This window comes from Paenibacillus sp. MB22_1 (assembly GCF_047200555.1).
In the GTDB taxonomy this organism is placed as follows: Bacteria; Bacillota; Bacilli; order Paenibacillales; family Paenibacillaceae; genus Fontibacillus; species Fontibacillus phoenicis.
Genome location: NZ_JBLADV010000002.1, coordinates 59,022 through 79,787 on the forward strand (window position 1 = coordinate 59,022; position 20,766 = coordinate 79,787).

The window sequence follows — 20,766 nt, forward strand, 5'->3', positions numbered from 1 at the left end:
TTCACTCCCCGGTTTCTTGTAATAATGCAGCTGCTCCCATCGAGATCAGCCGGCCGGCAAGCTGCTCTCCCAGCTCGGTCGGATCTGTTCCTTCGGCGCTTTCCTTCAGAATCGTCGTTCCGTCCGCCGAACCAACCATCCCCGTCAATCGCAAACGCGGACGGCCGGTTTCGCCGCTTGCGCCTTCTTCCGGCAGCAACGTCGCGTAGGCTCCAATCGGCACCTGGCAGCCGCCATTCAGCACGCCGAGGAAACGGCGCTCCGCAGCCACCGTCACCGCGGTGTCCGGATCATTGTATAAGGACAAGAGCCGGCGCACCTCGTCGTCATCCTCGCGGCATTCGATGCCAAGCGCCCCTTGACCAACGGCGGGCAGACAGACCTCTGCGGGAAGAAATGCCGTAATCCGGTGTTCCCAACCCATGCGGAATAACCCCGCCGCGGCCAAAATGATCGCGTCAAAACCTTCCTCCTCCAGCTTGCGCAATCGGGAATCGATATTGCCGCGAATCGGCTCCAGCACGAAGTCCGGTCGATAAGCGCGCAATTGACTGGCGCGACGTAAGCTGCTGGTCCCTACCTTGGCCCCCTGCGGCAATTCGTCAAGGCTCCGTCCGTTTCTTGAAATAAGCGCATCCCGTGGATCAACCCGCCGCGGCACCGCACCGTTCATCAGTCCGTCCGGCAGCACAGACGGCATGTCCTTCATGCTATGGACCGCCAAATCGATCTCCCCGTTCAGCATCGCCTGCTCGATTTCCTTCACGAACAGCCCTTTGCCGCCAACCTTGGACAACGTCACGTCCAAAATCCGGTCTCCCTTGGTTACGATCTTGCGGATTTCAAAATCAAACGGCAGGTGATGCTCCCGGCAGATCGCTTTTAAATCGTCGATGACCTGTCCCGTCTGTGTCAGCGCCAGCTGGCTTTGTCTCGTACCCACCACTATCGTTCGCTTCGTCATGCTTATTCCTCCGTCTGTTCCTCAATCCAGGCGATCATGGCTGCTTCGCTCCACGGCTCAAAGCTTCCTTCCCGGATCGAGGTCAATATATCGGTCTCGGCCAACCTCCGAAACAGACGCTTCCGTCTTCCGGGATCGTCGATTCGTTCTTTAATGAAAGCCCGTGCCGAGCTTAAAAAGTCAATGTAACGCTCGTAATCCTCGCCAAAGTGTTCATCAATCTCGCGGATCAGCTCCCGCGCGGCCGTTGGTCCCGCCCCCGAGGTGGAGACGGCAACGACCAGCCCCCCGCGGCGCAGAACGCCGGGCGTAATCATGCTGCCTCGCGTCCCTTCGCCCGCGTCATTCATCGGGATGCCCTCCGCCTCCGCTTCGGCGGCCACAGCGGCGTTGACCTCCGGCCGATCGGTCGCGGCAAAAGCGAGGAACGCCCCGGCCAAATCCCCTTGTTGATACTCCCGTTGGATCCATACGACTTGCTCCCGCTCCTGATGGAGCCGCTGCAGACCTTCCGTTACGTTGGGACTAATCACCACCGTTACCGCTCCAGCCTCTGCCAGCATCGTCGCCTTCCGTTCGGCAACCGGTCCGCCGCCAATAACGACGCAGCGACGGCCTGCCAAATTCAATAGGACGGGCACATAATAAGGTATGGCGCATCCCTCCTACTTCAACTGATTAATAGCATACCCTACCCTGCCGCAATTTTCCATGTTCATCCCTTCAAAAAAAGCCCTTCCCCCTCCGCTTCAGCGTCGAATCAGCCATCGATTCGGGTGCATCCGGCAGAGGGCTCAGGGCGTTCTCGCGGTGTAGAATATCCAGTTATCCAGATTATACAGACACCTTCGCCAGCGACAACGAAGGCTCAGGCTCGAAGGAGACCTGGTTTGGGAGCCCATCTTCGAGCTCCGGCAACCCTTCGGACGCCCGGGACGCTAACATTTCTTGCGCTTCCCGTGAGGCGGAGATCTCCTTGCCGGATGCGGAAGGTGCATCGCTTTGTGCTTCCAGACGATCCTCCAGCGCAAAAATCTGCGTAAACATCTCCAGCGCTTTCGTGCCTTGACTTTCGCCAGCCATCTCCTTGATCCGGTTAATCGGATCATGCAGCACTTGATTTAAAATGCTCTTGGTGAGGCGACGAATCACTTTGCGTTGCCGTTCATCCAGCTCCGGCAGCTTATTAAAGAGACTGTCCAACGTATTCTCGTGAATATCGGAAGCCTTCTCCTGCAGCGCGCGAATGACCGGCTTCACGCCCAGCGTCTGCAGCCATGTTCCGAAGGCGGCGATTTCGTCCTCGATCATGGCTTCGATCTTAACCGCTTCTGCGCGGCGCATCTCCATGTTGCTCTCTACGATGCCTTCGAGATCATCGATGTCATACAGGAATACCTGATCCAGCTCGCCGATGGCCGGCTCGATGTCCCGCGGCACCGCGATATCGATCATAAACAACGGGCGATCCATCCGCCCCTTCATGCTGCGGGCGACCTGTGCCGAAGTGATTACATACCCTTCCGCACCGGTCGAGCTGATCAGAATATCCACCTCTTCCAGCCGTTCCATCGCTTCCTGCATGGTGCATGGCACACCGTGAAATTTCGCGGCAAGCTCCTGGGCCCGGGCAAATGTCCGGTTGGCTACCAGCACTTCTTCCGCACCGGCACCGCTCAAGTGCTTGGCCGTCAACTCGCTCATCTTGCCGGCACCAAGGATCAGCACGCGTTTGCCTTCAAAGCTGCCAAAAATCCGCTTGCCCAGCTCCACGGCAGCATAGCTGATCGAAACGGCGCTCTCCCCGATGGCGGTTTCGGAATGGGCTCGTTTGCCCAGCGTGACCGCTTGTTTAAACAACATATTAAACCATGTTCCGGTGCATTTCTCGCTTTGCGAGAGCAAGAACGCATTTTTGACCTGGCCGAGAATTTGGGTTTCCCCCAGCACCATCGAATCCAGACCGCACGCAACGCGGAACAGATGACGAATCGCTTGTTCGTCTTCATATATATATAAATGGCGGGTAAATTCTTCGCGAGGAACCCCAAACCAGCGTTCCATAAAGCTGCGAACGAAGGACCCGCACATGTGCAGTTGATCAACTACGGCATAGATTTCTGTACGATTGCAGGTGGCAATAATTACGCCTTCCAATACACTCTTGGTACGTAAGAGCTCCTGCAGCGCTTGCGGCATGTCCGTATCTGTTAAAGAAAAGCGTTCCCTGACTTCCACAGGCGCCGTGCGATAGTTTAACCCAACTACGACGATGTGCATTGCAAGTTCACCTGCCTTGAAGAAGTGTCAATAGCATGTATCGCAAACAAACTATGTTAATTATATCACAGTAGCCTTCGGCTCCCCTGGGATTTCTATGAGTTTTTTATGAATTATTTATGAATTTCATTCATTCAAAACAAATAACCATGGATGACCCATGGTTAAGCTTTTTACCAATTTTTTAGAAAATCTATCCTCGCTTAAACAAATTCAGCGCGATTCGAATCCGCTTCGGCTACTTCCAGCTCGCCTAAGCCCCGAATCAGCTTCTTCGCATACGTTTTCTCCGGATTCAAGACGGACACCAGGTAATCGATCGCCAGCTGCGGATCTACAAATTCCCCGCAGGTGTAGCAATCAATAGCAGCAAACCCTCTCTCAGGATACGTGTGAATCGAGAGGTGGCTTTCCGACAACATCACAAGCACGGTGGCTCCTTGCGGTTCAAACTGTCTGGATTGAATCGACAAAATGGTCGCTCCGCAAGCTTCCGCCGCTTCCACCAAGTGGGCTTCCAACAACCCGGCGTTGTTCAGCACCTCATAGTCGATTCCCCAAGCATCAACCGCAACGTGTCTTCCGAAAGTTGAATATTCCATCTTCCGGCTCCCCCTTCCTAGGAATAAAATGTTTGAAAAAATTTCATCCGCTAGGACCTACGTCATTCACTTCTCGAGGGAAACATCTCTCGCAACATCTCCATGTCCTGAGTGAATCCTGGTTCCTATATTCTTTTCAACGAGATTAAAAATAACATCTCTTGCGGACAAATGCAACCTATTTTTTCGGCAAAATCCCTGCATCCGTTCGCGGTTCATGAATAAAAAAACTACCCTGTAATAGGGTAGTTATCATTTAGTACATTATGTTGTCGCCCTCTCTCTGGTGACACCCGTTTAGGGGACTGGGCTATTTTAGTTTATGCCTCTAGGACAAACAGTCTTCGCGAGCATTGACGCAGCTCATTGTCGATGCGTTCCACATCCGCTTCATCCGCGACAAACCGCTGGTCAAGCAGCGAATTAATGTTTTTGCGGATCCGGGCGATTTCCAGCTCAATATCGTTATTCCGGTAAATTTGCTGCAGCTCCGCCGCCGCATCCTTGTATTCGAACACAAGCTTGTAGGATTCCCGAGAATACTCGACGATTTTGCGAACCCGGCCTTCCTGATAATAATACATCATCATGAATCCGTTATAAATTCGGGTGACCATGCCGGAGCCTTTAAAGGCGGCGAACAACAGTCTCATCACGTTCGTTAAATGGGGTTTTTCCAAGCGGAAAGACATTTCGCAGACATAATAACCGTCAACACGTTCAAATGGAAGATGCACTTCCTCACCGCCGTCATCCTCCAGTACGACCTCTTGCCCGCCGTTGTCCAACACTTTGACCCGCTGGCGCACATGGGGATCGTAGACTTTGTGAATAAACTGCGACATCTGAACTTCCGTTAAACGCATACTGGCATTGACATACTCTGTGGCTAACCGCTGAGCCATACAAATCTCCTCAATTCTTAATCGCTTTATTATAATTATACACTACGATTCCAACCGTACGCTCAGCGGCCAAAACGTGAATTCTTGCCATTTTCCAGAAAAAACGGCATTAAGCCGTTTTTAACCTGAACAATTTCGCTGCATGCTCACTTTCCTGCGGAAACTGCTCCAAATCCCTTTCGTATTTACCGAATTCTTAGCTCTTCCCATTTTCTGTATCGGAGGCTTCCGGGCTTTTAGCCTCGGTTTCTTCCGCCAGCCCCGCATACCGCTTGATTTGCGCCCACAGCTCATCTTTGCCAATCCCCTCTTCCGCCGAGAACAGAATCAACGGATCCCCGGCCCGCAGTACCAGCGCTTCCTTGATAATTTTCAGGTGCTTCTGCCAGCGCGATTTCGGCACCTTGTCGGCTTTGGTGGCAACGACGCACACCGGAAGCTCGTACGCCTTCAGCCAGTCGTACATCAGCTCGTCGTCCTTGGTCGGCGGATGGCGCAGATCGATGATCTGCAGCACCAGCTTCAGCGTCTCCCGCTCCTGCAGGTACTTCTCGATCATTTTGCCCCAGACCTCGCGCTGCGACTTGGATACTTTGGCATACCCATAGCCTGGCACGTCCACAAAGTAGAGCCGGTCATTCACCCGGTAATAGTTCAGATGCTGCGTTTTTCCGGGGGTTGAGCTGGTGCGCGCTAAGTTTTTGCGGTTAATCATCCGATTGATCAGCGACGATTTGCCCACATTGGAACGCCCTGCCAGAGCGATCTCCGGCAAGGCGTCCTCAGGATATTGATTGGGGCCAACAGCGCTGATGATAAATTCAGCCTTGGTTACCTTCATCGTTCATTTCCTCTCTTGAGCGATGACGCACCTTTGCGCCACGCTTACATGCTAGTGCATCCCTGGACGCTCTACGAGCGCATGCTCGAGCACCTGGTCCATATGTGACACCGGTACGAACTCCAGGTCCTCCTTAACGCTGTCCGGAATGTCGCGCAGATCGCGCTCATTGTCCTTCGGCATCAGGACTTTACGGTAGCCCGCCCGATGCGCGGCAAGCGATTTCTCCTTCAAGCCGCCGATCGGCAGCACGCGTCCGCGCAGCGTAATTTCGCCAGTCATGGCGACGTCCTTGGAGACGTGTCGGTTCGTCAACGCCGAGATCAGCGCAGTAGCGATCGTAATGCCCGCCGACGGACCGTCCTTCGGAATCGCCCCTTCGGGAATATGGATATGAATATCGTTCTTCTCGTGAAAATCGAGCGGAATCCCCAGCTCCGCCGCCTTGGAGCGGGTGTAGCTGAAGGCAGCTTGCGCCGATTCCTTCATCACGTCGCCCAGCTTACCGGTAAGCGTCAGCTTCCCGGATCCCGGTACGACGGTCACCTCGATGACCAACGTCTCCCCTCCGACCTCCGTCCAGGCTAGTCCCGTTACCGTGCCGATCTGATCTTCCAGCTCGGCCACCCCATAGCGGAATTTCGCTGGGCCAAGGAAATCCTTGACATTGTCCGTTGTGATGATAATTTTCTCCTTATTCTCGGACACGATCTGCTTCGCCGCTTTACGGCATAAGGCAGCCACTTGCTGCTCCAGATTCCGCACGCCGGATTCGCGGGTATATTCGCGGACCACTTGCAGCAGCACATCTTCGCCAACCTCTAGCTGCTCCGGCTCCAGTCCATGCTCGCGTTTTTGCTTAGGCAGCAAGTAACGGTTGGCAATCTGCAGCTTCTCCAGCTCCGTGTAGCCCGGAATAAACAACGTCTCCATCCGGTCAAGCAACGGCCGCGGAATGTTATGTACCGCATTGGCAGTCGTAATGAACATCACGTTGGATAGATCAAACGGAACCTCGATAAAATGATCGGAAAAAGTGTTGTTTTGCTCCGGATCCAACACCTCAAGCAGCGCCGCGGAAGGATCGCCGCGGAAGTCCGAAGCCATCTTGTCGATCTCGTCCAGCAAGAATACCGGATTCAGCGTTCCTGCCGTTTTCATGCCTTGGATAATTCGTCCCGGCATTGCGCCGACATAGGTGCGGCGGTGTCCCCGAATCTCTGCTTCGTCCCGCACGCCGCCCAGCGAAATGCGGACGAACTGACGCCCTAGCGAACGGGCGATGGAGCGGGCCAGCGACGTTTTCCCGACCCCTGGCGGGCCGACCAGGCACAGGATCGGGCCTTTCAGCTTCTTGACCAGCTTCTGCACAGCCAAGTATTCCAGAACCCGTTCCTTCGGCTTATCGAGGCCGTAATGGTCTTCGTTCAGCACTTGCTCCGCTTTGGCCAAGTCGAGGTCGTCTTCGGTCTTGTTGTTCCACGGCAGGCTAAGCAGCCAATCCACGTAGTTGCGGATGACGCCGCCTTCCGCCGAGCTGGCCGGCATTTTCTCCAGGCGGTCGATTTCCTTCTCGACCTTCTCCCGGACGTTCTCCGGCAGCCCTTTCTCTTCGAGCTGGGCCCGCAGCTCTTCGGCTTCGCCGGCCCGCCCTTCCTTCTCGCCGAGCTCCTTCTGGATCGCCTTCATCTGCTCGCGCAAATAGTATTCCTTCTGCGTTTTCTCCATCTGCTTCTTGACGCGTTGGTTGATTTTGCGCTCCAGCTCCAGCACTTCGCGCTCGTTATTTAAGATGTCGAGCAGCTTCTCCAGCCGCTTGCGGACATCGATTGTTTCGAGGATTTCTTGTTTATCCTTGATTTTCAAGGACAAATGGCTGGTGATTACGTCCGCCAAACGACCGGCTTCTTCAATGTCTGATACGGCTGCCAGCGTCTCCGGCGTGACCTTCTTAGATAAGTTGATATAATGTTCGAATTGGGTTAACACCGTACGCATTAGTGCGTCCACTTCCGGATCCACCGTTTCTTCCTCCGGACGCTCTTCGGCGATAACCTCATAATATTCGTCATTATCCAAATATTCGATAATTTCAGCGCGTTCCATGCCTTCCACCAGCACACGAATGGTGCCGTTGGGAAGCTTCAACATCTGGCGCACCTTTGCGACGGTGCCGATGCGAAAGATATCTTCTTGGGTTGGTTCTTCTATGTTCACTTCCGATTGAGAACAGAGGAGAATCAGATTATCTTCGACCATAGCTTTTTCCAGCGCTTTCACCGACTTCTCTCGTCCCACGTCCAAGTGCAGTACCATGCTTGGATAGACGAGCAGACCGCGCAGCGGCAGCAGCGGAAATCGCCGGCCTTTGGATTTATGGGGTCCCATCGCTTATGCACCTCCAAACGTTCTCTGTAGATTTCATTGCTATTTTAGCAAATGTTACATAAAAACACCAACGAGGAGCGACCGCCTCAAGCAGCCGCTCCCCGGAATGTGTATGAGCATGACGCATAGGTAACCTCTGCTGGCCCGGCTTACATCGCTCCGCCTTGCGAAGGTGACTCTGCGTGCAGAAAAGGCGCGGGAGCTGTTGCCGGAGCAAACAGGTCGCCGCCGATCGGCAACTCCAGATTCTTCTCGGCCTCGGGACCAAAGACGTGGCGGAACACTTCACCTAACGTCTCGACAGGGATTACCCGCAGGCCTTCCAAGCCTTCAAACAACGATTGCCAGTTGTCCTTCGGAATCAGCACCGTCGTGGCGCCAGCCTGGAATGCCGCCTCCACCTTCGCCACGACGCCGCCAACCGGCTTCACCTTGCCGTGAATCCCCAGTTCGCCGGTCATGGCGATCTGATTGTTCACTGGCACCCGCTTGATCGCCGAGGCGATCGCAGTCGCGATGGCTAACCCGGCAGAAGGACCGTCGATCGGGGTTCCCCCCGGGAAGTTGATATGAAGGTGATAGTTCGGCGGATTCAGCCCGATCCGCTGCAGGACAGTCAGGACATTTTCCACCGAGCCTTTGGCCATGCTCTTGCGGCGCAGCGTGCGGCTGCCTCCGCCGATTTCCTCTTCGTCTACGACACCGGTGATGTTGTAGGTGCCTTTACCCTTTTCAGCAGGAACCGCCGTAGCTTCAATTTCCAGCAATGTGCCCATGTTTGCCCCGTACACGGCCAGGCCATTGACGACACCAACTGCAGGCTGATCCGGTACTTTGCGATCCGGTCGCGGCGCCAGTTGACTGCTCGTGGCCACCCATTCCAAGTCCGATGCCAGCAGTTGGTCGCGCTTCTCGGTGAGGGCCAGACCGGCAGCGAGTTGCACCATATTAACGGCTTCGCGGCCGTTCGTCGCATATTTCTTAATCACTTCAATCGCTTCCGGACAAGGCTGGAAGCCAATTCGCTTCACCGCATCCTCTGCAATTTGGGCGATTTCCTCCGGCAGCAGCGGCCGGAAATAAATCTCCATGCACCGCGAGCGTAAAGCGGCCGGGATCTCCTGCGGCGAGCGGGTTGTCGCGCCAACCAAGCGGAAATCCGCAGGCAAGCCATTTTGGAAAATATCGTGGATATACGCCGGCGTATTGGAGTCTTCGGAGTTATAATACGCACTCTCCAGAAACACCTTGCGATCCTCTAAAACCTTCAAAAGTTTATTCATTTGGATCGAATGCAATTCGCCGATCTCATCGATAAACAAAATCCCGCCATGCGCCTTCGTCACGGCACCGGGCTTCGGCTGCGGAATGCCGGCAACCCCCATCGCCCCCGCCCCTTGGTAGATCGGATCATGCACCGAACCGATCAGCGGGTCAGCGATGCCGCGCTCGTCGAAGCGGGCGATCGTTGCATCAATTTCAACAAATTTGGCATCGGATTTAAAGGGAGATACCGGATTTTTCTTCGCTTCCTCCATCACAACGCGTGCTGCCGCCGTTTTTCCTACGCCCGGCGGACCGTAAATGATCACATGCTGCGGGTTGGCGCTGCAAAGCGCCGCTTTCAGCGCACGCAAACCGTCCTTTTGCCCAACGATGTCGTTCATCGAGGCCGGACGGGTACGCTCCGCAAGCGGCTTGGTGAGCGAGACGGCCCTTAGCTTGCGCAATTTCTCCATTTCCTTGCGCGATTCCCGGTCTACCGCCAGCCGGTTGCCTTTTTGACTGCGCAGCTGATTCCAGAAATAAAGCCCAATCACGACGGCAAAAAACATTTGGACCGCCATCAGGATAACATTTAGATCCATACGCGTTACGCCTCCCACTCTTATACTGATACTTGGTAGTATAGCCTTTTCGCTCCAAGGTAAAACAAGGATTTTTCAAGTTGGGATATTCTAAGGGATAGTTCGTGTTGAAGCGGGCAACAAAAAAACGCAGCCTGCATTCAAGCAGACTGCGGTACGGATTTATATTCAATCAAGACTTCACGCGGGCCCGGTGCTCCTTGCGTCCCGGAATTTCTCCGGTCGCTTCGTACACCTCCACGATATGGTCAATTTCTTTCTTTAATTCGCTTAGCAGCTCGGCTTCCGGAACCTTCCGGATCATTTCCCCGTAACGGAACAGCAACCCTTCCCCGCGAGCTCCGGCGATCCCGATGTCGGCTTCGCGCGCTTCGCCCGGGCCGTTGACGGCACAACCGAGCACGGATACCTTAATCGGCACCTTCAGGTTGGCGATATACGCCTCCACCTCGTTGGCGATGGAGAACAGGTCAATATCCAGCCGGCCGCAGGTCGGGCAGGAGACAAGCGTCGCTGCATTGGTAATCAACCCAAACGTCTTCAACAGCTCGCGCGCCACCTTCACTTCCTCTACCGGATCCGCACTCAGCGAAATCCGGACCGTCGAGCCGATCCCCATCGACAAGAGGGCGCCGATACCAGCTGCACTCTTCACCGTGCCGGAGAACAAGGTTCCAGCTTCCGTAATGCCCAAATGCAGCGGGTATGGAATGACCTCTGCCGCTTTGGTATAGGCCGCAATGGCCATCGGCACGTCCGAGGCCTTCAGCGACACGATAATGTCATGGAAGTCCAGATCCTCCAAAATCCCGATATGGTACAAGGCGCTTTCGACCATCGCTTCGGGCGTTGGGTAGCCGTATTTCTCCAATAAGTGGTTCTCCAGCGAACCGGCGTTCACGCCGATCCGAATCGGAATGCCGCGTTCCTTGCACGCTTTGACCACCGCTTCAACCTTTTCGCGGCGGCCGATATTCCCCGGATTAATCCGGACCTTATCGATGCCGTTTTCGATCGCCAGCAGCGCCAGCTTGTAGTTAAAGTGAATGTCAGCGACCAGCGGGATATGAATCCGTTTCTTGATCTCCTTGATCGCCGCAGCCGCTTCCTCGTTATTCACCGTCACGCGTACCAGTTGGCAACCTGCTTCCTCCAACCGGAGAATCTCGGCTACCGTTGCCTCGACATCTGCCGTTTTCGTCGTACACATGCTTTGGATGATGACTTCGTTGCTGCCGCCGATCGTCAGATTTCCGACTTTAACCGGCCGCGTATCTTGTCTCAAGAATGTCATGTCTGGTCTCTCCCATAACGATCAAAGCTCCACCCCCGCGGGCGCGCCCAGATATAGGGCACGACAACCGCAAAGGTGGAGAACCTTGACCTTTATTTTAGCGCACCCGGCGGTTCCCCGCTTACGCGCTTTCTTCTTGTTTCTTGTTTGGCTTGGAAGCCAATTCCGGCACCGTTTTCTCCAGAACGACCTTCTCGGTGATCACGCAATCCGTAATATCGTCGCGGGAAGGCACTTCGTACATCACGTCAAGCATAATGCCCTCAATGATGGCGCGAAGTCCGCGGGCTCCGGTATTCCGCTTGATCGCTTCCCGAGCGATCGCTTCTAGCGCCTTCGGTTCGAACTGCAGGTTCACGTTGTCCAGCTCAAGCAGCTTCTGATATTGCTTCACCAAAGCGTTCTTCGGCTCGGACAAAATGCGCACCAGCGTCTTCTCATCCAGCGGCTCGAGGGTCGAGATGACCGGCAGACGGCCAACGAATTCCGGAATCAATCCGAATTTCAGCAAGTCCTCCGGCAATACCATCGACAGGTATTCGCCCGGTTTGAGTTCTTTTTGCCCGTCATTCGCCGCGTTAAAGCCAATAACCTTCTTACCGATCCGACGCTTGATCATTTGCTCCAGGCCGTCAAACGCCCCGCCACAGATGAACAAAATGTTCGTCGTATCGATTTGGATAAATTCTTGATGCGGATGTTTGCGTCCGCCTTGCGGAGGAACGGAAGCCACCGTACCTTCCAAAATTTTCAACAGCGCTTGCTGCACACCTTCGCCGGAAACGTCGCGGGTAATCGAAGGATTCTCCGATTTACGCGCCACTTTATCGATCTCGTCGATGTAAATGATGCCGCGTTCCGCTTTTTCCACGTCATAATCGGCAGCCTGAATCAGTTTCAGCAGAATGTTTTCCACGTCTTCACCGACATAGCCGGCTTCCGTCAAGGAAGTGGCATCGGCGATCGCGAATGGAACGTTCAGGATTTTGGCCATCGTTTGGGCAAGGAGTGTTTTCCCCGAACCTGTAGGGCCTAGCAGCAGGATGTTACTCTTCTGCAGCTCAACATCCTCGATCTTGTTCTGCGTATTAATCCGCTTGTAGTGGTTGTAAACCGCAACGGACAGCGATTTCTTCGCTTGCTCCTGACCAATGACGTACTGGTCCAAAATATCGCGGATTTCCTTTGGCTTCGGAATTTCCTTCAGATCCAGCTCTTCCTCGTGGCCAAGTTCCTCCTCCACGATTTCCGTGCACAGCTCAATGCATTCGTCGCATATATAAACGCCGGGTCCGGCAACAAGCTTGCGTACTTGCTCTTGCGATTTGCCGCAGAACGAGCATTTTAGTTGGCCTTTTTCATCGTTAAACTTAAACATGTAAACACCCCTTTATAGATTAGTGGGCTTGGAGATCACCTGATCGATAATCCCGTAGGCCTTAGCCTCTTCCGCGCTCATGAAGAAGTCGCGGTCTGTATCGCGCTCGATTTTTTCAAGGGGTTGACCCGTCCGCTCTACATAGATCTGATTCAGCTTTTGTCTTGTCTTGATGATCCAATCGGCATGAATTTTAATATCCGTTGCCTGACCGCGAACGCCGCCAAGCGGTTGGTGAATCATCACTTCGCTGTTCGGAAGCGCATAACGTTTGCCAGGGGCCCCTGCTGTCAGCAGCAATGATCCCATGCTGGCCGCCATCCCGACACAGATGGTGGACACATCGGGCTTGATATATTGCATCGTATCATATATACCCATCCCCGCGGTAACGGAACCCCCCGGAGAATTGATGTACAGGTGAATATCTTTCTCAGGATCTTCAGCTGCCAAGAACAACAGTTGGGCAATCACGAGATTGGCAACTTCATCATCAATTGCGTTGCTGAGAAAAATAATGCGATCTTTAAGGAGTCTCGAATAGATGTCGTACGACCGTTCTCCTCGATTCGTTTGTTCTACGACCATAGGTACCAGACTCATGCGACCAACCTCTTTTCCTTTTCAATTTCCCTTGCGCTTACGTAAAACATTCTATCATGTTCGAAGCCCCGTGTCATTTTTCGCCCAGTACAGTTTATGTTCGTTTTTACACATTATATAACCTTAGGCTTGTCCCGTGCGCGATGGAAATAAATGTATCATCTGGAGATGAAAAATTAAGGCACGCATTTTATCATACGTGCCCTAACTTTTATCGTGATGTATACAAAGAAGCGGGATCTGGCTGGAGTGAATTATTCCTCGCCTTGGGCTTCTTCGGCTTCAGTTTTGTCAGCGTCTGCTTTCGCTTCGGCTTTGGTCGACTTCTTCGTCGATTTCTTAGCAGCCGGTTTAGCTTCTTTGGACTTTGCCTCCGCTTGCTCAGCCGGAACTTCCTTGCTGTTCTCCAGCAAGAACTGGATCGTCTTGCGGATCAGGATTTCCTCATTCAAGCTGCCCAAAGAACCGTTAGCTGCCAAAATGTTGCGGATTTCTTCCGGCGTACGTTTGTAAGCTTCCGCCATATCGTTCAGCTCTTTGTTGATTTCGTCTTGAGTGACTTCGATCTTCTCGGCTTTAGCGATGGCTTCAAGCACCAGGTTGTTGCGAACGCGTTTCTCAGCGTCCCCTTGCATTTGTCCTCTGAGGTCGTCCACCGTTTGACCGGAGAAGCCCAGGAACATATCCAGGTTCATGCCTTGTGCGCGAAGACGGTTGTCGAAGTCGCGAATCATGTTCTCAACTTCGCCTTTGATCATCGCTTCCGGAATTTCGACTTCAGCGTTCTCGCCGACTTTATCAACAATTGCCCCTTCGCGGGCTGCTTTTGCTTCTTGCTCTTTGCGAGCCGCAAGCTGTTTCTTCAAATCTTCTTTGAACTCGTCCAACGTGTCAAATTCGCTAACGTCTTTCGCGAACTCGTCGTCCAGTTCAGGCAGTTGTTTGCGTTTGATTTCGTGAACTTTGACTTTGAACACAGCTTCTTTGCCAGCCAGCTCTTCTGCATGGTACGTTTCCGGGAAAGTTACCGTAACGTCCTTGAAGTCGCCGGTAGCCAAGCCTACAACTTGATCCTCGAAGCCAGGGATAAACGTGTTGCTTCCAAGCTCCAGGGAATAACGTTCAGCTTTGCCGCCTTCGAAAGGCACGCCGTCTACGGAACCGTCAAAGTCGATAACAACGGTGTCGCCGTTCTTAGCCGGCTCATCGTCGATGACAACAAGTTCAGCATGGCGTTGTTGCAGACGCTCCAATTCGTTGTTCAGCTCTTCGTCGCTGACTTCAACGTTAATGGCAGGAACTTCTACGCCTTTGTAGTCGCCAAGCTTCACTTCTGGTTTAACCGTGATTCTTGCTTTGAACTTGAAAGGTTGTCCTTTAGCAAATTGCTCGATGTCCACTTCAGGACGATCTACCGGGAAAATGTCCGTTTGATCAACCGCTTCAGTGTACACTTCAGGCAACAGGATATCGATTGCATCTTGATACAAGCTTTCCACGCCAAAACGTGCTTCGAAAATCGGCCGAGGCACTTTACCTTTGCGGAAACCAGGTACGTTTACTTTCTTAACAACCTTTTGGAAAGCTTTATCCAGTGCGGCGGCTACGCGTTCCGCCTCCACCTCAACCTCGAGTACACCGAGGTTCTTCTCTATTTTTTCCCAAGTTGCTTTCATTTTATGCTTTCCCCTCCAAATTTCACATATACTTTAAATACTGAAACCGAATCGCGACTAAAACAGCTATTTTCAAGGTGTCTTGCTCTTGGGTTCCAGTATAGCTGTCTCTATGAACACGATCAGAATAACCATTATATTATAAACAACAATACATCTTTTTACAAGAGCCGGACCACAGTCAGGTATTGGGCAAATCCTATTTGCAAGGTTGATAGAGTGATCTTCTGCTGCACTCTCACCCAATGGTTACATGCCGTGGATTCGTCCCGACGCAACGAATTTGCCAATCGTTCGGCAGACTTGCTCATATCGCAGCCGCAGTCCATCGGTAATTCCGTACATGGCGCGAATCTCCTCATCCGTTTGGCTTCCGGACAAGCTATCTGCCACCATCTGATGCAGCGCCGCCGCCCAAATATCGATGATCGCATCTTCTTCGACCAGGAGCGAGCGGTAATCCGCCGTACCATATAGTACCATGACAAACTGTGACCATAATTCCTGAGCGAAATAGTAAAGGGTCGGATCATGCACCTGCGTCTGGTCGCCTACGCGATCAAGCACCATTTGCACGGCTGGCGGGAAATCCTCAGGCTTGAGCGGGACTGCCTCAATCTCCACTTCCACCCGCTCCCCTCCGCGCATGATCACCAGCGTCCCCGTCGTTCCGCGGCGGCGCAGCGTTTGCAGTACCCGATATTGAAGAAGCGGATGCATCTCCTCCCGGCTGATCCAGCCGATCAGCGCGTCATCGATCTCGGGACGATCCAGGTATGCAAGCTGTTCCAGGGCAAGGAACGTCTGCTCCGAGAGCGGCTTGTCCCTCACGGCAGCTAACAGCTTGTCCGTATAACCCGCATCTTCGGCTAGCTTGGCCTCCGCGAGCCGACGAGCGAGCATTTCCTCTGTTTCCTCATCTCCCTCGAAGCCCTGTGGTTCCGAATCCGATATGCCGTCTTTCAGCGCGGGAAATGCGCTGGTCAGCCACTCCAGTAAAGCCTGCCATTCCTCGTAATGCCTTGGATCCTCTCCCTGGCATTGAAGCAGAAATTGCAGGAGCTCTACGGCCTCCCCATATCTTTCGGTCTCCAGCATACGGGTCAGTTCGATCTGGTAATAGTCCAACGTTTTGGGAAACAAGACAATGTTGTCTTTCTCATCGGGTCGTGAACTGCTGATAAGGCTACCTCCTTTCTCCTCCGAATCGCAATTAATTGAGATTATAGCATAGTCCCTTGCGAAGGCAAAAACCTCTTGGGCCAAATCGTCGGATTAGAACGCGGATCAGATCGCGGCGATCGCCCTTTTCATCTGCGGCATGTCAATTTTTCTTTATAAGTTATTGCCCAACAACCTTACATGTGATATAATATATTTTGCTTGTGTTTTTCATATTTGAGATGTCCCAGTAGCTCAGCTGGATAGAGCAACGGCCTTCTAAGCCGTCGGTCGGGGGTTCGAATCCCTCCTGGGACGTGACGAAACACTCTCCAAACGGAGAGTGTTTTTGCGTTCCCAGGAGGGTGAGAACCCCGGTGGGGGTCGTCGGAGCGAGGCCGCCCATGCGAGTAGGGCCGATGTGACTGGGATATAGCAGCAACCGAATTCTATTCGAAATTTCATATATAATTCAGACCGAAACAGCCAATATCGCCAAATCTATTCGATTTTTCATATAGATTTCGGCCTTTCGACCTCTGATGGTCCAAATAAGCATGAAATTTCATATATAATCGCCCAAAAGTACCGTTACCCGTTGAATTCTATTCGATTTTTCGCATATATTTCGGACGACGGCGGACAAGGCGGACCACACGGCGGGCAAGGCAGACGACGGCGGGCAAGGCAGACGACGGCGGACAAGGTGAACCATGGCCGACCATTGCGGACGACGACGCCCCCCTAGTTGCTACCCTACGCGCCGCTATAACCGTCCCACAACAGTTCCTCATACCAGTTCCTATACCGATTTCCCGCACCGAATCCCCTTACCGTTTCCGACACAAAGAAAGAGCCGCTTACCAGCTAGCTCCTTCCCCCATCATTCGGATACAACTTCTGAAGGTGCTCGACCGAATGCCGGATCAACTTACGCAGCACGTCCACATCGATGTCGGCGACTTTATTAATGTAAACACACCCTTTCCCTTGGGTATGCTTCCCGAAGGATTCCAGCAAAGCGCCTCGTCCCGGATCATCCGCGGCAAGATATAGGCTGATCTTCGCCTTCCGAGGCGAGAAGCCAACCAGCGGCGCATCCCCTTCGTGGCCGGAGGCGTATTTGTAGTGGTAGGAGCCAAAGCCGATGATGCTGGGGCCCCACATTTTGGCCGGATACCCCGTTGTCTCTGTAAAAATATCCAGTAACCGATAGGCATCCTCTCGCTTCTTGGCATCGGCCACCCCTTCAATGAACTCGATGACACTGTTGTCGTTTTCTTTGGTCTTCAACTCGTACATTCAGAAACCTCCCTCAAGAATCTCCGTATCCCGCCAATTCAAGTCCCACCGCAAGCCTGTCTCATTTTATTATTCCTTATCCTTAGCTTCCTCCACTCGATCCAGCCACTCGTTCACCAACGCGTTAAACGTGTCCTCCTGCTCAATCTGCAGGTTATGCCCGGCCCGGTCCATGACCGCAAGCGTACCGCACGGATACAGCTCTAAAAAGCGGAGCGCATCCGCATATCCCACCGACGTGTCCTGCCTGCCGAGCAGGAATAACGAAGGCGCGTCAAACTTCTCCCGATCGATCAGAAAAGAAAACCCATACCGTGCCCGAATCTTGTCCAAAAAAGCGGAATCTGCCATGCGACAGCCGGGAACGATCTCGTTTGCATACCTTCTCCAGGTGTGCCGATCCAAAACTGCGCTCATCGAGCAAAAATCATCATACTCCTCGGGAGACAGTTCATGAATCAACGCCGGATCCTCATAAATAACCGTATGGTCCGGCAGTTCCCGTTGATCTGGATCCGCCACGATCAAGGGTCCGGCACCAACCCATCGATCAACTCCAGCACCGCATCCAGCATCCCGTCCGTATTCTCAATACCCGCATAATTCTTCGACTTTCCCGTCCCCGGCAAATGGCAAATCAAGGTAAATCCTTCTCCACCCCGTGCGATTCTGAAATATCGGTTCCATGCAGCCGCTCATCAGGCGATGGTCAAGCGTAAACCCGTGAATCAGCACGATCGGCCGCATGATGCCCTCATCATAAAGAGAATATATGTTCTTGTCTAGACCTAAATTTACCACACCTTATTCTGGTCGCGCCTGGTCTTGCATCCATCTCATATACAACCTGGCATTAAACCCCGCCTGCTTCCGAAACCAGCGCTGCGGCTTCCGCCGAAACTCGGCATACCCCAATCGTTCATATAAACGAATCGCTGCGGTATTGGTATCAACAACCTCCAAAATATAATCGTCATAACCTAAACGAGATATCAGTTCGTTGTTCAGTTGGCTGGCAACCCCACGACCCCGTGCTTGCTTTGCCGTAGCAACCGCCTCGAAATAACATTGGCCCTCCGCCAAATGCAGCGGTTTTTCCAGCTCCCGACGGACAAGGAAATAAAACAAACTTCCCTTCAATCAGCCAAGTTCCCGCTGAAGCTCAGCCCGTTGAAACCGGAAAGCCCGCTTCTGCCCCGCGGAATACGCGAATATCCCCAGAACCTGCTCCCTTTCCAAGGCAACAAAAAACTGCTCTCTGACCAAAGCATGCACAATGGCTTTCGCCAGTTTGTCCCGGTCCGAAGTAAAGTATCGCAGCGAGTCGTAAAAGCCTTCCACAAAAATCTCCGCCGCCTGTATAAAAAGGGGAAACATGCACAGAACGGTCCTCAGGCGGATTCCCCCTCCTTCCCGCGACTTAAGCACAGAATCAGACCTCTCCAGGAAAAATAAAAAAACATCCGTTCCCCATCGAACGGATGCTCTGATAAACCGCCAACCGACAGCGGCTAAACATGATTAGAGTTGAAGACTTGCAATCGCCGCCTTCAAAATATCGCAGGATTGCGTAAATTTGCGCTGTTCCTCCCAGGTCAAGTTCAGTTCCAGCACTTCCTCGATCCCGCCGTCACCGATAATGGCAGGCACACCGGCACAAACTCCGGTCTGTCCATATTCCCCCTCCAGCACAACCGAAACGGCGATGATTTTGTGCTCGTCGTTTAAGATGGATCTCACGATATAAGCGAGCGCGTTCCCAATCCCAAACTGGGTGTTGCCCTTACGGGTAAAAATCTCCCATCCCGCATCTTTGGTTTTTTGCGCGATTTCGTCCAGCTTGACGTGGCGGAACCGCTCCTTATGCTGCTCCAAAATGTGCAGTAGCGGTTTCCCGCCGATCGTGACATGCGACCAGGCCACAAACTGCGAATCCCCGTGCTCTCCCATCGCATACCCGTTTACACTGCGCGGATCAACAGCAAATACCTCCGACAGCAGCGTTTTGAGCCGCGCCGAATCGATGGAGGTCCCAGTGCCGATCACCCGGTTCCGCGGGAATCCCGACACCTCGCGTACAATATAGGTCACGATGTCCACCGGATTGGCAGCGACGACAAACACGCCGTCAAATCCTCCATCCACGATGCGGCTGACGATATCCCGCGTAATCTTCTCCGCCTCGCCCAGCACATCCAGACGCGTTTGCCCCGGCTTCGGATTCGCCCCTGCCGTCAGCACAACCACATCCATGTCGCGGCAGTCCTCCAGCCGGCCAGCATATACCTTCGTACGGGTTGGCGTAAAATCCATGCAATGCGACAAATCCAGCGCATGTGCCACCGCACGATCATACGTCCGGTCAATCATCATAATTTCTTCGCAGATCGATTGATTGATCATGGAATAAGCGCAAGCCGTACCGACCAGGCCGGAACCAACGATCGTTACCTTCCTCGCTTTTTTAGCCATTCTGCCGCCTCCTTCTCCTATCCATTCTCTATATCCGATGCCTAAATTATAACCGCAGACCGTATATTTGGTGCAACACACAAAAAAACTGCCGGGAATCCTCCCGACAGTTCATAACGATGGATTTAACTTTTCATCCGCGGGTCAAGCGCGTCACGCAAACCGTCGCCCATCAGGTTGAAGGCAAGTACGGTCAGCATGATCGAAATCCCCGGGAAAACTACAGTCCACGGAGCGGTGGCGATGAATTGACGCGAGTCAGACAGCATCTTGCCCCATTCCGGTGTAGGCGGCTGAGCACCTAAACCAAGGAAGCCCAGCGCAGCCGCTTCGATAATCGCCGTAGCGATTCCCAGCGTGCCTTGCACGATGATTGGCGTCAAGCTGTTTGGCAGGATGTGCCGCAGCAAAATCGCGCTGTTTTTCATCCCGATTGCCCGTGCTGCAGTGATATACTCTTCGTTCTTCAGGCTAAGCACCTTCGCCCGCACCAGCCGCCCATACGTTGGGATGTTGACGATGGCGATGGCAAGCAACGCGTTTTGCAGCGACGGACCAAGGATGGCCACGATCGCGATCGCCAGCAAAATGCTCGGGAACGCCAGCAAAATATCGAACAGGCGCGAAATCACCATATCGATCCATTTGCCGTAGAACCCTGCCAGAATGCCGAAGAGCGTCCCCAAAATGATTGATCCCACAACGGAGAACGTCCCCACCCATAAGGAGATTCGCGCCCCGTATAATACGCGGGTGAACAGGTCGCGTCCCAGATCGTCCGTCCCAAACCAATGCGATGAGGACGGCGGTTTTAAGCGGTCGCGCAAAACCTGCTTGTCAAATTCATAAGGAGCAATCACCGGGGCCAGCAAGGCGATCAGAATGAAAAACACGATCATGATCAGGCCGGCCATGGCGATTTTATTTTTGCGGAACGCTTTCCACGCATCGCGCCAAGGTCCGGAAACCTTCTCGGCCGGGACGGCGGTGCTGCGGTTTGTGCTTGCTGTAGTTGCCTCTGCCATGGTTTCC

The 20,766-nt window shown here is 53.3% G+C and carries 19 protein-coding genes and 1 tRNA gene; 1 reads left to right on the forward strand and 19 read right to left on the reverse strand.

Going from position 1 to position 20,766, the window contains the following annotated elements:
- Position 1: 1 nt before the first annotated feature.
- The 13 genes from hemC to ACL02P_RS11930 all read right to left on the reverse strand — a co-directional run bounded on the left by hemC (position 2) and on the right by ACL02P_RS11930 (position 15,942).
- Positions 2-964: a hydroxymethylbilane synthase gene (gene hemC / locus ACL02P_RS11870; protein WP_260071179.1), complete on the reverse strand. Its 963-nt coding sequence runs from the start codon at positions 962-964 to the stop codon at positions 2-4.
- Between the two features lie 2 nt (positions 965-966).
- Positions 967-1,593: a bifunctional precorrin-2 dehydrogenase/sirohydrochlorin ferrochelatase gene (locus ACL02P_RS11875; protein ID WP_323077472.1), complete on the reverse strand. Its 627-nt coding sequence runs from the start codon at positions 1,591-1,593 to the stop codon at positions 967-969.
- A gap of 205 nt (positions 1,594-1,798) precedes the next feature.
- Positions 1,799-3,244 carry a glutamyl-tRNA reductase gene (hemA, locus tag ACL02P_RS11880; RefSeq protein ID WP_412837354.1) on the reverse strand — a complete coding sequence of 482 codons (1,446 nt, stop codon included), beginning with the start codon at positions 3,242-3,244 and terminating at the stop codon, positions 1,799-1,801.
- 203 nt (positions 3,245-3,447) lie between these two features.
- Positions 3,448-3,846 carry an adenosylmethionine decarboxylase gene (speD, locus tag ACL02P_RS11885; RefSeq protein WP_009225154.1) on the reverse strand — a complete coding sequence of 133 codons (399 nt, stop codon included), beginning with the start codon at positions 3,844-3,846 and terminating at the stop codon, positions 3,448-3,450.
- A 320-nt stretch (positions 3,847-4,166) separates the two neighbouring features.
- Entirely contained in the window at positions 4,167-4,751 is a 585-nt protein-coding gene (locus tag ACL02P_RS11890; RefSeq protein WP_009225153.1) for a hypothetical protein, read from the reverse strand.
- Between the two features lie 196 nt (positions 4,752-4,947).
- Complete coding sequence (gene yihA, locus ACL02P_RS11895) at positions 4,948-5,592, reverse strand: ribosome biogenesis GTP-binding protein YihA/YsxC (RefSeq protein ID WP_009225152.1); 645 nt, start codon at positions 5,590-5,592, stop codon at positions 4,948-4,950.
- Between the two features lie 51 nt (positions 5,593-5,643).
- Positions 5,644-7,980: an endopeptidase La gene (lon, locus tag ACL02P_RS11900; protein WP_009225151.1), complete on the reverse strand. Its 2,337-nt coding sequence runs from the start codon at positions 7,978-7,980 to the stop codon at positions 5,644-5,646.
- A 149-nt stretch (positions 7,981-8,129) separates the two neighbouring features.
- Positions 8,130-9,848: an ATP-dependent protease LonB gene (gene lonB / locus ACL02P_RS11905; protein WP_412837355.1), complete on the reverse strand. Its 1,719-nt coding sequence runs from the start codon at positions 9,846-9,848 to the stop codon at positions 8,130-8,132.
- 172 nt (positions 9,849-10,020) lie between these two features.
- Positions 10,021-11,142: a flavodoxin-dependent (E)-4-hydroxy-3-methylbut-2-enyl-diphosphate synthase gene (gene ispG, locus ACL02P_RS11910; protein ID WP_009225149.1), complete on the reverse strand. Its 1,122-nt coding sequence runs from the start codon at positions 11,140-11,142 to the stop codon at positions 10,021-10,023.
- 121 nt (positions 11,143-11,263) lie between these two features.
- Entirely contained in the window at positions 11,264-12,520 is a 1,257-nt protein-coding gene (gene clpX, locus ACL02P_RS11915) for an ATP-dependent protease ATP-binding subunit ClpX (protein WP_009225148.1), read from the reverse strand.
- A 12-nt stretch (positions 12,521-12,532) separates the two neighbouring features.
- Positions 12,533-13,123, reverse strand: coding sequence for an ATP-dependent Clp endopeptidase proteolytic subunit ClpP (gene clpP / locus ACL02P_RS11920; protein WP_009225147.1), 591 nt, complete (start codon positions 13,121-13,123; stop codon positions 12,533-12,535).
- Positions 13,124-13,377: 254 nt separating this feature from the next.
- A complete protein-coding gene (gene tig / locus ACL02P_RS11925) occupies positions 13,378-14,799 on the reverse strand; it encodes a trigger factor (protein ID WP_009225146.1) in 1,422 nt (473 codons plus the stop codon).
- Positions 14,800-15,048: 249 nt separating this feature from the next.
- Positions 15,049-15,942: a hypothetical protein gene (locus ACL02P_RS11930; protein WP_009225145.1), complete on the reverse strand. Its 894-nt coding sequence runs from the start codon at positions 15,940-15,942 to the stop codon at positions 15,049-15,051.
- A 262-nt stretch (positions 15,943-16,204) separates the two neighbouring features.
- Between ACL02P_RS11930 and ACL02P_RS11935 the strand changes: the two genes are divergently transcribed.
- Positions 16,205-16,278 (forward strand) — tRNA-Arg (locus ACL02P_RS11935).
- 549 nt (positions 16,279-16,827) lie between these two features.
- On the opposite strand, the gene ACL02P_RS11940 is transcribed toward ACL02P_RS11935, so the two are convergent.
- The 6 genes from ACL02P_RS11940 to nikC all read right to left on the reverse strand — a co-directional run bounded on the left by ACL02P_RS11940 (position 16,828) and on the right by nikC (position 20,759).
- Positions 16,828-17,262, reverse strand: a complete 435-nt coding sequence (locus ACL02P_RS11940) for a DUF1801 domain-containing protein (RefSeq protein ID WP_009225144.1) — start codon at positions 17,260-17,262, stop codon at positions 16,828-16,830.
- Positions 17,263-17,331: 69 nt separating this feature from the next.
- Positions 17,332-17,790: an alpha/beta fold hydrolase gene (locus ACL02P_RS11945; RefSeq protein WP_412837356.1), complete on the reverse strand. Its 459-nt coding sequence runs from the start codon at positions 17,788-17,790 to the stop codon at positions 17,332-17,334.
- A gap of 276 nt (positions 17,791-18,066) precedes the next feature.
- The gene (locus tag ACL02P_RS11950) at positions 18,067-18,402 is read right to left on the reverse strand and encodes a GNAT family N-acetyltransferase (protein ID WP_412837357.1); all 336 of its coding nucleotides are present in this window, start codon (positions 18,400-18,402) and stop codon (positions 18,067-18,069) included.
- Positions 18,403-18,639 carry a hypothetical protein gene (locus tag ACL02P_RS11955; RefSeq protein ID WP_412837358.1) on the reverse strand — a complete coding sequence of 79 codons (237 nt, stop codon included), beginning with the start codon at positions 18,637-18,639 and terminating at the stop codon, positions 18,403-18,405. It abuts the gene before it with no gap.
- A gap of 144 nt (positions 18,640-18,783) precedes the next feature.
- On the reverse strand, positions 18,784-19,734 hold the full coding sequence (locus ACL02P_RS11960) for an L-lactate dehydrogenase (protein WP_323077487.1): 951 nt from the start codon (positions 19,732-19,734) through the stop codon (positions 18,784-18,786).
- Between the two features lie 125 nt (positions 19,735-19,859).
- On the reverse strand, positions 19,860-20,759 hold the full coding sequence (gene nikC / locus ACL02P_RS11965; RefSeq protein ID WP_412837359.1) for a nickel transporter permease: 900 nt from the start codon (positions 20,757-20,759) through the stop codon (positions 19,860-19,862).
- Between the last annotated feature and the right edge of the window lie 7 nt (positions 20,760-20,766).

Bases quoted from the DNA above. Each gene is read 5' to 3' on its own strand.
- hemC (WP_260071179.1), bottom strand. From the start codon at position 964: ATGACGAAGCGAACGATAGTGGTGGGTACGAGACAAAGCCAGCTGGCG.
- hemA (WP_412837354.1), bottom strand. From the start codon at position 3,244: ATGCACATCGTCGTAGTTGGGTTAAACTATCGCACGGCGCCTGTGGAA.
- speD (WP_009225154.1), bottom strand. From the start codon at position 3,846: ATGGAATATTCAACTTTCGGAAGACACGTTGCGGTTGATGCTTGGGGA.
- ACL02P_RS11890 (WP_009225153.1), bottom strand. From the start codon at position 4,751: ATGGCTCAGCGGTTAGCCACAGAGTATGTCAATGCCAGTATGCGTTTA.
- yihA (WP_009225152.1), bottom strand. From the start codon at position 5,592: ATGAAGGTAACCAAGGCTGAATTTATCATCAGCGCTGTTGGCCCCAAT.
- lon (WP_009225151.1), bottom strand. From the start codon at position 7,980: ATGGGACCCCATAAATCCAAAGGCCGGCGATTTCCGCTGCTGCCGCTG.
- lonB (WP_412837355.1), bottom strand. From the start codon at position 9,848: ATGGATCTAAATGTTATCCTGATGGCGGTCCAAATGTTTTTTGCCGTC.
- ispG (WP_009225149.1), bottom strand. From the start codon at position 11,142: ATGACATTCTTGAGACAAGATACGCGGCCGGTTAAAGTCGGAAATCTG.
- clpX (WP_009225148.1), bottom strand. From the start codon at position 12,520: ATGTTTAAGTTTAACGATGAAAAAGGCCAACTAAAATGCTCGTTCTGC.
- clpP (WP_009225147.1), bottom strand. From the start codon at position 13,123: ATGAGTCTGGTACCTATGGTCGTAGAACAAACGAATCGAGGAGAACGG.
- tig (WP_009225146.1), bottom strand. From the start codon at position 14,799: ATGAAAGCAACTTGGGAAAAAATAGAGAAGAACCTCGGTGTACTCGAG.
- ACL02P_RS11940 (WP_009225144.1), bottom strand. From the start codon at position 17,262: ATGTACGAGTTGAAGACCAAAGAAAACGACAACAGTGTCATCGAGTTC.
- ACL02P_RS11955 (WP_412837358.1), bottom strand. From the start codon at position 18,639: ATGTTTCCCCTTTTTATACAGGCGGCGGAGATTTTTGTGGAAGGCTTT.
- ACL02P_RS11960 (WP_323077487.1), bottom strand. From the start codon at position 19,734: ATGGCTAAAAAAGCGAGGAAGGTAACGATCGTTGGTTCCGGCCTGGTC.
- nikC (WP_412837359.1), bottom strand. From the start codon at position 20,759: ATGGCAGAGGCAACTACAGCAAGCACAAACCGCAGCACCGCCGTCCCG.